Source organism: Citrobacter sp. wls716 (genome assembly GCF_005280975.1).
Taxonomy (GTDB): domain Bacteria; phylum Pseudomonadota; class Gammaproteobacteria; order Enterobacterales; family Enterobacteriaceae; genus Citrobacter; species Citrobacter youngae.
The window spans coordinates 40,862-55,114 of sequence record NZ_SZWX01000053.1 but is presented as its reverse complement, the minus strand read 5'-3'; the positions used below and the strand labels follow the sequence as shown (position 1 = coordinate 55,114).

The 14,253-nt window shown below is 55.1% G+C and carries 16 protein-coding genes; 2 read left to right on the top strand and 14 right to left on the bottom strand.

The features are described from left to right. Positions 1-20: 20 nt before the first annotated feature. From FDX24_RS20250 to pmbA, 10 genes are all read right to left on the bottom strand, one after another. Positions 21-761 carry a KDGP aldolase family protein gene (locus FDX24_RS20250; RefSeq protein ID WP_048212847.1) on the bottom strand — a complete coding sequence of 247 codons (741 nt, stop codon included), beginning with the start codon at positions 759-761 and terminating at the stop codon, positions 21-23. Beyond that, positions 758-1,876, bottom strand: a complete 1,119-nt coding sequence (locus FDX24_RS20245; protein ID WP_137364820.1) for a DgaE family pyridoxal phosphate-dependent ammonia lyase — start codon at positions 1,874-1,876, stop codon at positions 758-760. Before FDX24_RS20245 ends, FDX24_RS20250 begins: the two co-directional genes overlap by 4 nt. Beyond that, a complete protein-coding gene (locus tag FDX24_RS20240) occupies positions 1,860-2,993 on the bottom strand; it encodes an amidohydrolase/deacetylase family metallohydrolase (protein ID WP_137364819.1) in 1,134 nt (377 codons plus the stop codon). The genes FDX24_RS20245 and FDX24_RS20240 overlap by 17 nt, the downstream gene beginning before the upstream one ends. Before the next feature lie 58 nt (positions 2,994-3,051). Further along, positions 3,052-3,696 (bottom strand): DUF4310 family protein, encoded by a 645-nt coding sequence (locus FDX24_RS20235; protein WP_003830379.1) that lies wholly within the window; start codon positions 3,694-3,696, stop codon positions 3,052-3,054. 11 nt (positions 3,697-3,707) lie between these two features. After that, entirely contained in the window at positions 3,708-4,484 is a 777-nt protein-coding gene (locus FDX24_RS20230) for a DUF4311 domain-containing protein (protein WP_005134210.1), read from the bottom strand. 22 nt (positions 4,485-4,506) lie between these two features. After that, positions 4,507-4,806: a DUF4312 family protein gene (locus FDX24_RS20225; RefSeq protein ID WP_038636649.1), complete on the bottom strand. Its 300-nt coding sequence runs from the start codon at positions 4,804-4,806 to the stop codon at positions 4,507-4,509. Between the two features lie 2 nt (positions 4,807-4,808). Beyond that, positions 4,809-5,171 (bottom strand): SFCGS family glycine-rich protein, encoded by a 363-nt coding sequence (locus FDX24_RS20220; RefSeq protein WP_003830384.1) that lies wholly within the window; start codon positions 5,169-5,171, stop codon positions 4,809-4,811. 10 nt (positions 5,172-5,181) lie between these two features. Then, complete coding sequence (locus tag FDX24_RS20215; RefSeq protein ID WP_048212850.1) at positions 5,182-5,490, bottom strand: glycine dehydrogenase; 309 nt, start codon at positions 5,488-5,490, stop codon at positions 5,182-5,184. 332 nt (positions 5,491-5,822) lie between these two features. After that, positions 5,823-6,209, bottom strand: coding sequence for a cytochrome b562 (gene cybC / locus FDX24_RS20210; RefSeq protein ID WP_061067120.1), 387 nt, complete (start codon positions 6,207-6,209; stop codon positions 5,823-5,825). 46 nt (positions 6,210-6,255) lie between these two features. After that, the gene (gene pmbA, locus FDX24_RS20205; RefSeq protein ID WP_101743294.1) at positions 6,256-7,608 is read right to left on the bottom strand and encodes a metalloprotease PmbA; all 1,353 of its coding nucleotides are present in this window, start codon (positions 7,606-7,608) and stop codon (positions 6,256-6,258) included. Positions 7,609-7,703: 95 nt separating this feature from the next. Here pmbA and yjgA point away from each other — a divergent pair, with 95 nt between their 5' ends. Beyond that, positions 7,704-8,255, top strand: a complete 552-nt coding sequence (yjgA, locus tag FDX24_RS20200; protein WP_008786039.1) for a ribosome biogenesis factor YjgA — start codon at positions 7,704-7,706, stop codon at positions 8,253-8,255. A gap of 99 nt (positions 8,256-8,354) precedes the next feature. Here yjgA and mpl read toward each other — a convergent pair whose 3' ends face one another. Next, a complete protein-coding gene (gene mpl / locus FDX24_RS20195) occupies positions 8,355-9,734 on the bottom strand; it encodes a UDP-N-acetylmuramate:L-alanyl-gamma-D-glutamyl-meso-diaminopimelate ligase (RefSeq protein WP_137364818.1) in 1,380 nt (459 codons plus the stop codon). A 175-nt stretch (positions 9,735-9,909) separates the two neighbouring features. On the opposite strand from mpl, the gene fbp reads away from it, so the two are divergent. After that, positions 9,910-10,908, top strand: a complete 999-nt coding sequence (gene fbp, locus FDX24_RS20190) for a class 1 fructose-bisphosphatase (protein WP_048212854.1) — start codon at positions 9,910-9,912, stop codon at positions 10,906-10,908. Positions 10,909-11,018: 110 nt separating this feature from the next. On the opposite strand, the gene FDX24_RS20185 is transcribed toward fbp, so the two are convergent. The 3 genes from FDX24_RS20185 to ytfT all read right to left on the bottom strand — a co-directional run bounded on the left by FDX24_RS20185 (position 11,019) and on the right by ytfT (position 14,245). Continuing rightward, positions 11,019-12,131, bottom strand: a complete 1,113-nt coding sequence (locus FDX24_RS20185; protein ID WP_082759565.1) for a methyl-accepting chemotaxis protein — start codon at positions 12,129-12,131, stop codon at positions 11,019-11,021. Positions 12,132-12,234: 103 nt separating this feature from the next. After that, positions 12,235-13,236, bottom strand: a complete 1,002-nt coding sequence (gene yjfF, locus FDX24_RS20180) for a galactofuranose ABC transporter, permease protein YjfF (RefSeq protein WP_137364817.1) — start codon at positions 13,234-13,236, stop codon at positions 12,235-12,237. Then, on the bottom strand, positions 13,223-14,245 hold the full coding sequence (ytfT, locus tag FDX24_RS20175) for a galactofuranose ABC transporter, ATP-binding protein YtfT (RefSeq protein ID WP_137364816.1): 1,023 nt from the start codon (positions 14,243-14,245) through the stop codon (positions 13,223-13,225). Before ytfT ends, yjfF begins: the two co-directional genes overlap by 14 nt. Positions 14,246-14,253 lie beyond the last annotated feature (8 nt).

Genomic DNA, 14,253 nt, shown 5'->3' with positions numbered 1-14,253 from the left:
TCAGTCTCCTCATCTGTCAGTTAGCCTATGCAAGCCCGGGTCATCGCCATCAGCTGGCGCACGTCGTCCGGGCGGGTGTTACCACTCACCTTATCAATAATCGAACTATAGATGTGAGGAATGATTTTGCTCACTCCGGCATCCAGGGCGATCTGCAGGATTTCAGTAAAATTATCCAGATCGATACCCCCGGTAGGCTCCAGCCAGAAGTCATGCCGGGCACAGGCCTGCGCGACGGCGATGTACTCGTCACGGCATTTCAGGCCGCCCATCGGGAAGTATTTAATCGAGCTACCGCCCATATCTTTGAGCAGCGCAATCGCGGTTTCTACCGGCACAATGCCGTCCGGCGTCTGGCTGCTCAGCGGACCGGTGGAGATTTTCACCATCCCCGGCGTACCCGTTGGCGAGACCAGACCGTTGACTACCGTCTCCTGCTGGCCCAGCAGCGCCCGACTGGTCGCCACGCCGGTAAAGACCTGATTAACATGCTGCGGCTGTACCTGACGAGAGATCTCACTGACCATCGCCGACTGGTTTGGGTCGCCGGCCCCCAATCCCACGGAGAGCGCATTGTCGATAAGCGCTGCGTATTCACGCATATCCGCGACCGCGCTTGCGACATCCGGGTAATTTTTTGACAACACGCCGACCAGCACGTGTCCTTCCGCCGCCGCGTAAATATCCCGCGCATTTTCTTTAGAGCCTGCCAGCACGTTCAGGCAGACGCGGTCGCGATAAAAGTTAGGGGTCAGTTTCATGCGTTTTTCTCCTGCGAAATCACTTCACCAATTCGACGGGCCACAATTTCCAGCTGCGCGCGATCCACGCTGCGCACATCGGCTTCGATAATGCCTTCGTTGGCTTTGTACCCACGGAAGTAAATCGCGTACTCGCCGTGTTTCAGGGCTTCAACCAGTTCGCCCGTGGCGATACCAGTTACCGCTTCATCAAACTTAATTTCGGTACGGGCGATGTCGCGCCCTGCGCTGTCCCACACCACGCGGGCGCTGACGCCATTAAAGGAATTTAGCGCATTAATGAACGGCGTCATTTTCTCGACCATCTCCGCACCGCTCTCTTTCTGCGCGTTCAGATACAGTTCGATAGCGCAGGTCAGGCCAAGAATCCCCTCTTTGCCCACCTTCATCGCCCGGCCGATCCCCGCCGTCTGGCGTTTCACCCACTCAACATACTGGGTTTTGCCAATCACCAGTCCACTGGTTGGCCCTTCAATCGCCTTTGCGCCGCTATAAATCACCAGATCCGCACCAAGGCGGTAGTAGCACTGCAAATCTTCTTCCGCCGCCGCATCCACGATCAGCGGCAGGTTATGCGTGCGCGCCACCACCGCGGCCTGCTCCACGCTGAGCATGCTTTTCTGTACGCAGTGGTGAGATTTGATATACAGAATCGCCGCCGTGCGCGGTGTAATGGCTGCCGCCAGCTGTGCCGCGGAACATTCATTGGCATAGCCCGCTTCCACCAGCTTGCCGCCGCCAAGCGCCACCATGGTGCCAACCGGGGCACCAAAGTTGACGTTGTGGCCTCTGGGCAGCACGATTTCGTTGTTCTCGATAGGCGTAACGTGCAGATTCTCCAGCAACCAGTCGCTGTCTTTCACCAGCACCGCAGCCACCGACTGGGCGATTCCCGCCGATGCGCAGGAGACGACGGTCGCCCCTTCCACGTCCAGCAATTTCGCGATGTAGTCGCCGGTTTTATTGACCAGATCTTTCATTTCGAAGTACTGATTCATCCCCGCCATCGCCGCTTCAACCACTTCTGGTCGCGGCGTGGAAACGCCGAGCGCCGTCATGCGGCCTGATGTGTTAATCACCTGTTTTAAATTGTATTTCTCAAAAATCGAAGGCATGTTCCGCGCTCCCTTGTTCGGTCATATAGCCCTTGCCCGCACGTATTGCGGCAAGCGGCACCAGCATTTGTTCAGCCTGCAGGCTGTCGTTTTCAGCATCTACCAGCACGGTTGGCTGGCGCTTAAGCGTAAAGAGGGTTAAATCGGCATCCAGACCAGGCTGCAGTCGCCCTTTCTGTTTCAGGCGCAGGCCGTCAGCGGCATTGGCGGTCACGCACTCAATGACCTGTGGGAGCGACATCCCCATGGCGAGAAATTTCGACATCACATTCGCCAGGGAATACACCGGACCGCTGATACGGTTGCGGCAATAAATATCGGAGCTGATGGTGTGCGGCAAAATACCCAGTTCGATAGCGCGTTTTGCCACCGCAAAGCTCAGGCTGGCGGTGCCATGCCCAACGTCCAGACGCACGCCGCGTTGCAGCGCCCGCGTGACAGATGCGCGCAGCTCGCCCTGCGGCGTCAGAATGCGGTTCGGCTTACCGTTGTAGCAGTGGGTAATAATATCGCCCGCACTCAGGCGTTCGGCGATCTCATCGAGATTCGGTGGGTTGTTGCCAATGTGCACCATCAGCGGCAGGTCGCCGTTCTCTGTTTGCATCGCTTTGGCACGATCCAGCGGCGTGATGCCGTTTTCACCTACCACGCTGCTGCTCATGCGTGCCTTCAGGCCGACAATAAAATCAGGGTGGCGTTTCACCGCCTCTCGCACCGCATCAGCGTCAATATTGGCCATGTTAGCCAGCTCGTTCTGGGCGATAAGCCCAACGCGGGAGATGTTCAGCAGCGCATACACTTCCGTCGCCGCTTCTCGGGTCAGGGTGTAAAAATCGTCGATATCATCCGCCCCGGTACTGCCCGCATCCACCACCGTGGTAACGCCAGTCGCAATACCGACGCTGTCCGGCTGGTCATGATAAATCGGGGATTTCGGGTAACAGTGAACGTGGGAATCAATCCAGCCTGCGCTGACGTAGCACTCGCCGCCCAGCTCAATGGTTTTCAGCGCCGGGCCATCAACTTCGCCCAACGCCGCGATCTTGCCGTCTTTCAGCGCAATATCGCTCACCGTATCGTCAACGAGGCGCGCACCGCGCAGGAGTAAATCAAACATCGCTCTCTCCTTTGCCGGATGGCGGCGTAACCGCCTTATCCGGCCTACAAATCAACAGTTAGCTAATGGCAATAGGGAAGATGGAACCCAGGATCATTGCCCCAAGGATCGCCCCGCCGGTGATCGGTTTTTGCCACAGATAAAACAGCAGCGCACCCGCCAGAGAACCGATTCCGATAGGAATAGAAGCCGTCATCGCGCTGAGGATAATCAATGGCCCGAGGAAGCGGCCGGAGGCGTTACCGGCCCCCATCATGACGTCCGCTCCGTAAGTTGAATCGCTCTGGTTGATGGTGAACTTACGCGCCAGAATGATGATGTAGCCAATCGCCAGGCCAATCACCAGGCCGGTGACCAAAGAGGCGGCAAAGTTGGCGACCGGGAAGATAATGCCCGCGCCCAGCAGCAGCGCCGGAACACCTAACCCAACCCCGGTCTGAATCGCCCCGCCGATATCCAAAATCCCCACCAGCGAACCTTCAATGATGCGGGCAAACAGGAAACTTGCGCCAAATGCCGCCACCGCGCCGTAAGAGCCGGTGTCCATTCCCGCCTTTAGCATCGCCACAAAAGCGACTTCGTTAAATGCGCCGATACCGTACAGGTAGTACATGTGCGTTCCGGCAAAGACGCCAGAGGAGAGCAGGCCAACGAAGATCGGGAACGACCAGTCAGCGAACCAAAAACCTTTATTCTGTTCCATGATGACCTCCGTTATTTGCCGCTGAGCGAGTTGTGGATAAGTTCCAACCAGTTCGGCACGGTCAGATGGAAGGACTCGATCATCTTCATGTCGAAGCCGCGGAAGAAGCCGCTCAGGACAAACAGTGCGACGATAGCCACCATCATGACTTTGGTAACGTGGTTCCAGCCGCTTTCTTCAACGCCTTTGCCGATCAGAATACCAAGGACCAGACCCGGAACGGCGTTGCCCATAATCAGTTGCGCCGCGCCGCCAAAAACGGTGGCCCAGAAGCCGGATTTCTTACCGGCGTCGATCGCCGCCAGCCAGAAGATCACCGGCATCACGGTATTAACCAGCAGGTTAGCCGCAGGCACCAGCACCTTGACGGCGGTAACCTGCAGCGCTTCCGGTACGGATGACGCGGTGAGGTTCAGGAAGGTCACGACAATCATCCCGATAACGCCACAGGCAATCGCCATGCGTTTGGGATCGTGTAGCGTTTCACCAACGTTGCGGTTTTTAACCATCAGCGCGGCGGCACCCCAGTTGGGAATGATGCGATGGTCGACATCCTGCGTGAACGCCCCCGCCGCAACGGAAGAAGCCCAGGCGTTAAAGAAGAAGCCCAGGCCGAACGAGAAGTGAGAAGCCGGATCCCCTTCGCAGGAATTCAGTTCTCCCAGAGTACGAAACGCGCCCATCCCTTGAGTGGTAGGCGCATGAAACATGCGTGCAGCCCCAGCGCCGACACCGACGCCAACCAGGCCACCAATGATGAGCGATTTTATTAATATTATCAGGAACATATTTATGCCTTTTAATAAAGAATCAGCGTTGCGTAACGAAATCCACCTTGTCGAGATTGATGGCAGTCACGTTGACGGTCACATCCAGCTCCACGCTGAAGGTGCGTCTTTCCCGGCGCAGAAAGAGGAATAAAAACGCCTCTTTGCGCACCGTTTCACGCGCTTGAACAACCTGCACATCCTGTGGCTCAATACGCAGTAAGATATGCGGCGACGCTTTCATCACCGCAGCCTGAACGTGGTTCAGGGCATCGGCAAAGGCGCGCGCTTTGGCCTCGCCCTTGCCAGTGACTCTCACCGTGGTGGTGAATTGCTCTTTCATACTTAAGCGCCGTGTTTCTTTTGCCAGGCCTGCACCAGGCGTTCACCGAGCTCTTCTTTATCCATAAAACCGAATCCCAGCACGTTGCAACCTTCGTTGATGGCCGTTACGCCTTCATCAACCGAGCGCATGCCATATTTCGCCTTGTAGCCGTATTTGGTCTGTGCGGTAATCGCCCCTGCCCCGCCACTGCCGCAAAACGAGATACCAAAGGTGGCGTTTTCCGCTTTCATTACGTCACCCAGCTTCATGTCAGCCGCCACGCCCGGTACCACAACCGCACGGCCACCCGCTTTCTCAACGCCTGCCGCCACTTTCTGGCCTTTACCCAGACGATCGCCAATCACTACGGTAATCTGTTCCATCTTTTGCTCCTTAAAGGTTGTCTTTCGCGACTTCGAAGTGCACCGACAGCAGCCAGGCCTCTTCCTCGGGAAGATTGCCAAACTCAGCGACCACGTCGCGGGCAAGCGCCATTGATTCGGCAGAAATTTCATCAAATAAGCTGGCATCGACTTCTGGTAAGGGTTCACCCGTTATCGAGCGGTGCGCCATGGCGCGAACATGCGACGTCAGCATCTGTTCCTGTACGGCGTTGGGAATAATGTGGCGTTCACGCAGCAAGGCATATACCTGCGCCAGCATGCGGTCGGCCAGTTCCACCGATTCCCCCATGTCATTCATTACAGCTCCGTTATTCACTCGTCTTACCCCACTAATGGCTCTGAGGGTAAATTAGCGGTGGGGGTTAAAAGTTTGTAGCGAGTTGTTTTCCACTTCGAAGTGGAAAGGGGGTCAGCGATAGTGATCTGTGCCGCAAAAAAAGCGGGATTCGCAATTTATCACTGGAAGAATGTGATTGAGATCGCAAGAGTGAGCCGCAAAATGGCAGGAAATGCGAACAATGAATGGGCGATAAAAATGAAAAAATGTGATGGGGATAGCGTTTACTTATGGGGCGTGCAGTAGCGGGGGATTTTATCCGGCCTACGGGTATGCAGGCCGGATAGCGCAGATTAGCGGAACTTCTTGTGGTTTTCGTTGCGCGTGGTTTTCAGCTCTTCCGCAACGGCTTTCGCCTCTTTGACTTTACCTTCGTTCGCCAGCTTAAGCGCACCATCAATTTGGCCGATCAGCGTGTCAAAACCGTGGCGGAAATCCTTCATCTCCGGGCTGTCCGGGGATTTGTTTTCCAGCTTCGGCGGCGTGGCCTTTTGAGCATCCAGCGCGGCTGCACGCATTTTGGTTAACGCATCTTTCAGTTCAGTCGCATTATCCGTTTTTTCAACGATCTTCAGGTTGTCGTTGAGGATCCCCATGTCGTCTTCAAGATCGGCTGCAAACGCAGAAGAACCAAGAACCAGCGTTGAAGCCGCGACGATCGCTAACAGGTGTTTACGCATTGCTCACTTCCTTTTTTATTATTAAAAATTAACGCCTTAACGAGTATCACTGCCCGGCGATTTTCATCTCCGGTAACAATACCGAACCACATTGGATATTACTGCGCGTTTCAATATCGTTCCCCACGGTCACAATATTGCGCCACATCTCTTTTAAGTTCCCGGCGATGGTAATTTCACTCACCGGATACTGAATTTCGCCGTTTTCGACCCAGAAACCCGCCGCGCCGCGCGAGTAATCGCCGGTAATGCCGCTTACGCCCTGGCCCATCAGCTCGGTAACCACAAGGCCTGTGCCCATCTCCTTGAGCAACTGCTCGAAGCTTAGACCCTGTCCCGGAATTCGCCAGTTGTGGATCCCGCCCGCATGCCCGGTGCTCTTCAGCCCCAGCTTACGCGCAGAGTAGTTGGTCAACAGCCATTGAGTCAGCACGCCGTCTTTAATGATGTCACGGCGTTCGGTCCGTACGCCTTCGCTGTCGAACGGCGACGACGCCAGCCCTTTCAGCAGGTGCGGATGCTCTTCAATGGTCAGCCATTCCGGCAGAATTTGTTTGCCCAGTGAATCCAGCAGGAAGGTAGATTTGCGGTACACCGAACCGCCGGCAATCGCGCCGACCAGGTGTCCGAACAGTCCGGTCGCCACTTCGTTGGCGAAAATCACCGGTGCTTTCATGGTGGACAGCTTACGCGGCGACAAACGAGATAAGGTGCGGCGAGCACAGTCAGCCCCTACCCACTCCGGCGTTTGCAAATCGCCCATCGCCCGGCCAATGGTGTAGGCGTAATCGCGTTCCATATCGCCATTTTCTTCCGCGATCACACAGCTGGAAAGGGAATGACGCGTGGAGCAGTAGCCCTGCAGCATGCCGTGGCTGTTACCAAACACTTTGATGCCATAGTGGCTGTTAAAGCTGCCGCCTTCGGTATTGGTGATACGCTTATCAGCCTGCAGCGCCGCCTGTTCAGCACGAGCAGCCAGTTCGATGGCTTCATCAGGGGAAACTTCCGCCGGGTGGAACAGGTCCAGATCGGGCGCCTCAAAGGCCAGCAGTTCTTTATCTGCCACGCCTGCGCACGGATCCGGCGAAGTGTAACGTGCAATGTCCAGCGCAGCCTGCACGGTGCGTGCAATCGCCTGCGGGCTTAAATCGGTGGACGATGCGCTGCCCTTACGGTTCTGGTGGTAAACCGTAATCCCCAGTGCACCATCGCTATTGAATTCGACGTTCTCCACTTCACCATAACGGGTGCTGACGCTAATACCCGTGGTCTTGCTTACAGCGACTTCCGCGCCATCCGACTTACCTGACGCTAATTCCAGTGCCGTCGAGACTGCTTCTTCCAGAATCTTACGCTGCGCTTCAACTTGTGAGATTACTTTCATCGCAAATGCCATAATGTAGAGAGAGTTTCTCTGAAGTCTAACAGAGAACCGTTTTTCAGTGCGCATCTTAACTGGTAACATTAGCCTCTTTTTTTAAGGAGCCTGACATGACTAAGCAGCCCGAAGACTGGCTCGACGACGTTCCCGGTGATGACATCGAAGACGAAGACGATGAAATTATCTGGGTCAGTAAAAGTGAAATAAAACGTGACGCCGAGGAGTTAAAACACCTGGGTGTGGAACTGGTAAAACTGGGGAAAAACGCGCTGGATAAAATCCCGCTCGATGCGGATTTACGTGCCGCGATTGAGCTGGCCCAGCGTATTAAGATGGAAGGTCGCCGCCGCCAGCTGCAGCTGATTGGCAAAATGTTGCGCCAGCGCGATGTTGATCCTATCCGTCAGGCGCTGGACAAGCTGAAAAACCGTCACAACCAACAGGTCGTTGTCTTCCATAAGCTGGAGCAACTGCGTGACCGTATGGTTGACGGTAGCGATGAAGCCATCGAAGAAGTGATGAACCTGTGGCCTGACGCCGACCGTCAGCAACTGCGTTCGCTGGTGCGTAACGCCAGGAAAGAAAAAGCGGGCAACAAGCCGCCAAAATCTTCCCGCCAGATCTTCCAGTATCTGCGTGAACTGGCGGAAAACGAAGCCTAACCTCTTCGTCTGCCGAAAGTGCCGGATGGCGGTGCAACCACCTTATCCGGCCTACAATCCGTTGTAGGCCCGGTAAGCGTAGCGCCACCGGGCATTTTTTTACTCTTCCGCTTCTGCCTGAGCTTTCTTCGTCAGACCATCCAGCAGTTTTTGATGAATACCACCAAATCCGCCGTTACTCATCACCAGAATGTGATCGCCTGGCTGCGCGGTTTTCACCACCATATCTGCCAGGGCATCCACATCACCACTCCAGTGCGCCGGCTGAACGCAGGCTTCAGCGACTTCTGCTACCTGCCACGGAATATGCGGGGGTTGCAGCAGGAACACTTCGTCCGCACGGCCTAACGACGGCGCCAGATCATCTTTGCACAGTCCCATTTTCATGGTGTTAGAGCGAGGCTCCAGCACCGCAATAATGCGTGCCGTACCGCCAACTTTCCCGCGCAGCGCCGCAAGCGTTGCCAGAATCGCGGTTGGATGATGGGCAAAATCGTCATACACCGTCACGCCGTGCGCTTCACCACGCAGTTCAAGACGACGACGGGCGTTAATGAACGAGCCTAGCGCATTGGCTGCATCCGCAGGCACGACGCCCACGTGACGGGCTGCCGCAATCGCCATCAGGCCATTGTGCATGTTGTGTTCGCCGACCAGACCCCACTTAACTTCACCCACTTTTTCACCGTCCAGCCACACTTCCCACTCGGAAGCATCGGTAGTGAGCTTTTTCGCCTGCCAGTGACCCTGCTCGCCCACCAGCTCCTGTTCGCTCCAGCAGCCCATCGCCATCGTCTGTTTCAGATTGATGTCGTTTTCCGGGTAGATGATGCGTCCCTGGCCCGGCACGATACGCACCAGATGGTGGAACTGTTTCTGAATCGCTTTCAGATCGTCAAAGATATCTGCGTGATCGAACTCAAGGTTATTGAGGATCAGGGTACGCGGGCAGTAATGCACGAATTTAGAACGCTTATCGAAGAACGCGCAGTCGTACTCATCCGCTTCAATCACGAAGAAGTCACTTTCGCCCAGACGCGCGGAAACCTCAAAGTTACCCGGCACGCCGCCGATCACGAAGCCCGGTTTATAGCCGCAGACTTCGAGGATCCAGGTCGCCATTCCGGCGGTGGTGGTTTTGCCGTGCGTACCCGCAACCGCCAGTACCCAGCGGTCGCGCAATACAAAGTCATGCAGCCATTGCGGGCCAGACATGTATGGAATGTTCTTCTCCAGCACCGCTTCCACGCAGGGGTTACCACGGGTCATCGCATTACCGATGATCACCAGGTCCGGCTGCGGGTCGAGCTGGCTGGCATCGTAACCCTGAATCAGATCAATGCCTTGCTTCTCAAGTAAGGTACTCATCGGCGGATACACATTGGCGTCCGAACCCGTTACTTCATGACCGAGCGAGCGTGCCAGCATCGCCAGACCGCCCATGAAAGTGCCACAAATTCCCAAAATATGAATGCGCATACGTCACTATCCTTTTTTAATCTGGGGGCCATTTTACGCACATGTCTGGCAACTGAGAAACGCATTTCAGGATATTCCGTAGTTTGCTGGCGCGATTCACCTGAGCGCGATAGCTGAAATATTTGTTAATATTGTTGCGGTCGCTTTACTCCACATAAATTGCAGGGAAAGTGTTATGAAAACGTTAGGTGAATTTATTGTCGAAAAGCAGCACGAGTTTTCTCATGCTACCGGTGAACTCACTGCTTTGTTGTCGGCAATAAAGCTGGGCGCCAAGATCATCCACCGCGATATCAATAAGGCCGGTCTGGTCGATATCCTGGGTGCCAGCGGTGCAGAGAACGTGCAGGGAGAGGTGCAACAAAAACTCGATCTGTTCGCAAACGAAAAACTGAAAGCTGCACTGAAGGCACGCGACATCGTGGCGGGAATTGCCTCAGAAGAAGAAGATGAAATTGTCGTCTTTGAAGGCTGTGAACACGCAAAATACGTTGTGCTAATGGATCCGCTGGATGGCTCATCCAACATCGATGTTAACGTCTCTGTCGGTACGATTTTCTCTATTTATCGCCGCGTAACCCCCGTCGGCACGCCGGTCACGGAAGAGGATTTCCTGCAGCCGGGCAACAAGCAAGTTGCTGCGGGCTACGTGGTTTATGGTTCTTCCACCATGCTGGTGTACACCACCGGCTGTGGCGTGCACGCCTTCACCTACGATCCTTCTCTGGGCGTATTCTGCCTCAGCCAGGAACGTATGCGCTTCCCGGCGAAAGGTAGCACGTACTCCATTAACGAAGGCAACTACATTAAATTCCCGAATGGCGTGAAGAAATACATTAAATTCTGTCAGGAAGAAGATAAGTCAACCCAGCGCCCGTACACTTCGCGCTACATTGGCTCTCTGGTTGCCGATTTCCATCGCAATCTGCTGAAAGGCGGGATCTATCTGTACCCAAGCACCGCCAGCCACCCGCAAGGGAAACTGCGTCTGCTGTACGAATGCAACCCAATGGCCCTGCTGGCTGAGCAAGCCGGCGGCAAGGCGAGCGACGGTAAAAATCGTATTCTGGATATCATCCCGGAAAGCCTGCACCAACGCCGCTCCTTCTTCGTGGGTAACGACCATATGGTTGACGATGTAGAGCGCTTTATCCGCGAGTTCCCGGACGCATAAGCGCAACATCCGGCCTACAGCACGTTGTAGGCCGGATAAGCGAAGTGCCATCCGGCACAATGCGATGATATTGCCGGATGGCGGCTTCGCCTTATCAGGCCTACGTTCGGTTAGGCTGTCTGTAGCTTAAATACGGCCATGGCTTCGATTAGCGCTGAAGACTGCTCTTCCAGCGAGCGGGTAGCCGCTGATGACTGCTGTACCAGCGCCGCATTTTGCTGCGCCGTTTCATCCATCTGAATCACCGCAATATTCACCTGCTCAATGCCGCGACTCTGTTCCTGGGACGCACTGGCAATTTCACGCATCAGTTTGGTCATACGCATGACCTCGGTCGCAATCTCATCCATGGTTTCACCCGCCTGCTGCGCCAGTTCACTTCCCTCACCCACATGCGTATGGGAATCGCTGATCAATGTACGGATCTCTTTTGCCGCCTCGGCGCTCCGGCTGGCAAGATTGCGTACTTCCCCTGCTACCACCGCAAAACCACGGCCTTGCTCACCCGCGCGCGCCGCTTCAACGGAGGCGTTAAGCGCAAGGATATTGGTCTGGAAAGCAATACCGTCAATCACACTGAGGATATCGGCAATTCGGCTGGAGCTACCGGAAATATCGCGCATTTTTTCAATTACATAACACACCATCTCACTGCCCCTATCGGCGGTATCCGATACCGATTTTGCCAGCTGATGCGCCTGCTCCGCGTTCTGCGCATTCTGTTTCACGGTCGCGGTGAGTTCTTCCATACTGGCGGCGGTCTGTTCCAGCGACGTGGCGGTGGATTCTGTACGTTGTGCCAGATGCTGGTTCCCGGCCGTCAGTTCACGACTGCCAATATCAATTTGCGAGCTGGCATCGCGTACGCGTTGTACTGAGTCGCCCAGCGCATGGCGCATGTTATCCATTGCCGCGTTCAGGCGGTTGAATTCGGCGCTGGCCGATAACGCGCTAACAGGCGACAAATCCCCCGTCGCCAGACGTTCCAGTTGCTCCACTATGCTATCCAGCGGTTTAAGAAACTTATTTCGCAGCATAAACCAAATGACCGCCAGCAACACAATGGCAGCCAACATGGCAGCACTCATAATACCGTGATAAACCAAAGAGTTAATAACGCGGGTAGCGGCATAAAGCCCCATACCGCCGGTCAGCAACAGAAGAAACGTCAGCAAAGACAATAACACCAACAAACTTGATCGAATTGAAAGGGATTTTGGCATCGTTATATTTCCGGTTGTAGGGTTAAAACAGACCTGTACAGAACCTATCGACTACAACCGGAAAAAGTTTAGGTATTTAAATGTTTTGTGCAAAATCATGATGTTACTTTGGTGTTGCCGCCGTACCCACTCGGGTTACCGACGAGCTCTGACGATTTTCCCAAAGCACCGTCAGACCGCGTTGTAACGCTATAAAAATAAACAATAAAATGCCAATCGCGATCTTCGTCCACCAGGAACTTAATGTGCCATCAAAATTAATGTAGGTCTGGATCAGCCCCTGAATGGCAACGCCAAACAACGTCCCTAACACCGTACCGACCCCACCACTTAGCAGCGTTCCGCCAATCACCACTGAGGCAATCGCATCCAGCTCAACGCCAACGCCCGCCAGCGCATAACCCGCCTGGGTGTAAATGGAAAAGACAATGCCGGCCAGCGTAGCAAGCCCGGTAGACAGCATATAAATGCGGATCGTTGTGCTGCGAGTAGAAATGCCCATCAGGTTAGCAGAGGTGGCGTTGCCGCCAATGGCGTAAACCTGATTACCAAAGCGCGTACGATGCGCAAGGAAGATGCCAATCACCACCACGCCCAGCATTAACAACCCCATCGCGCTCAGGCGACCGCCGCCAGGAATTTTCCATGCCAGGCTTGAGAGCGTGTCATAGATCGGATGGTTAATTGGGATCGACTCTTCAGAGACCAGATAGCTGACGCCGCGCAGGAAGAACATTCCCGCCAGTGTAATAATGAATGCCGGGATCTTCAGCGCATCAATCAGTAGCCCCATAAACGCGCCAAACGCGCAGCCCATTGCCAGAATCAAAGGAAACGCCAGCAGTGGCGAAATCCCCCAGTAACCAATCGCCTTTGCTAAAAATACCCCCGTAAAGGCAATCACCGACCCGACGGAAAGATCAATCCCCCCGGAGAGAATGACGAAAGTCATGCCCACGGCAATAATCCCTAAAAAAGCGTTATCGGTCAGGATATTGCAAATCACCCGGGTGGAAGCAAAAGCCGGGAATTGCGTCAGGCAGTAAAGGTAGCCCAGCACAAACACGCCGAGGGTGATCATCAGCGGTAAATTACGTTTTATCATGACCGCGCACTCCTTTTATCAGGCTGATAAAGCGTTGTGACTGCACGACCAGCACGCACAACACCACGATGGCTTTGACCACCTGATTCAGTTCCGGCTGGAAGCCCGACAGCAAAATCCCGGTGTTCATCCCCTGAATGATCAACGCGCCAATTACCGATAGCAGCAGGTTAAAGCGCCCGCCCATCAGCGAGCCACCGCCAATAACCACCGCCAGGATGGCATCCAGCTCCAGCCATAATCCGGCGTTATTGGCATCTGCCCCACGAATATCCGCCGTGACGATAATACCGGCGATAGCCGCACACAGGCCGCTCAGCACATAAGTGAGCATCACAATGATGCGGGTATTCACCCCGGCGTTTTTCGCCGCACGAATGTTAATGCCCACCGCTTCAATGAACATGCCCAGCGCCGTTTTACGCGTTAGCAGCCAAAAGGCGACCAGCGTCAGCAGCGCGATAATCACCGGCGTGGGGAACAGTAACAGCGAGCCGCTGCCAAACCACGACAGCTCGGGCGAGTTGAAAGTGACGATCTGCCCGGAAGTGATAAGCTGCGCCACTCCACGCCCGGCCACCATCAGGATAAGTGTCGCAACAAACGGCTGGATCTTGAGGATTGCCACCAGAATCCCGTTCCACAACCCGGCCAGAATGCCGGAGCCTAAGGCGGCAAACAGCACCACCGGCAGACTGTGCCCGGCCACCGTCATCGCCGCGGTGGTCGCCCCTGCAATAGCCATCACCGCGCCAACGGAAAGATCGATGCCGCCAGTGGCAATCACCAGCGTCATACCAATCGCCAGCAGCGCCACGGGAGCGGCACGGTTGAGAATATCAATCGGGCTACCAAACAGCCGACCATCCTGCAAAACCACCTGGTAGAAGTGCGGGGCCACCAGGCTGTCGACCAGCAGCACCAGCAGTAGCGCCACCAGTTGCGGCATACCTTTTGGCCAACGGAACCGTCGTTTCGCGGTGTTGGATTGAGGGAGAGATTGAGGCATCACCATAG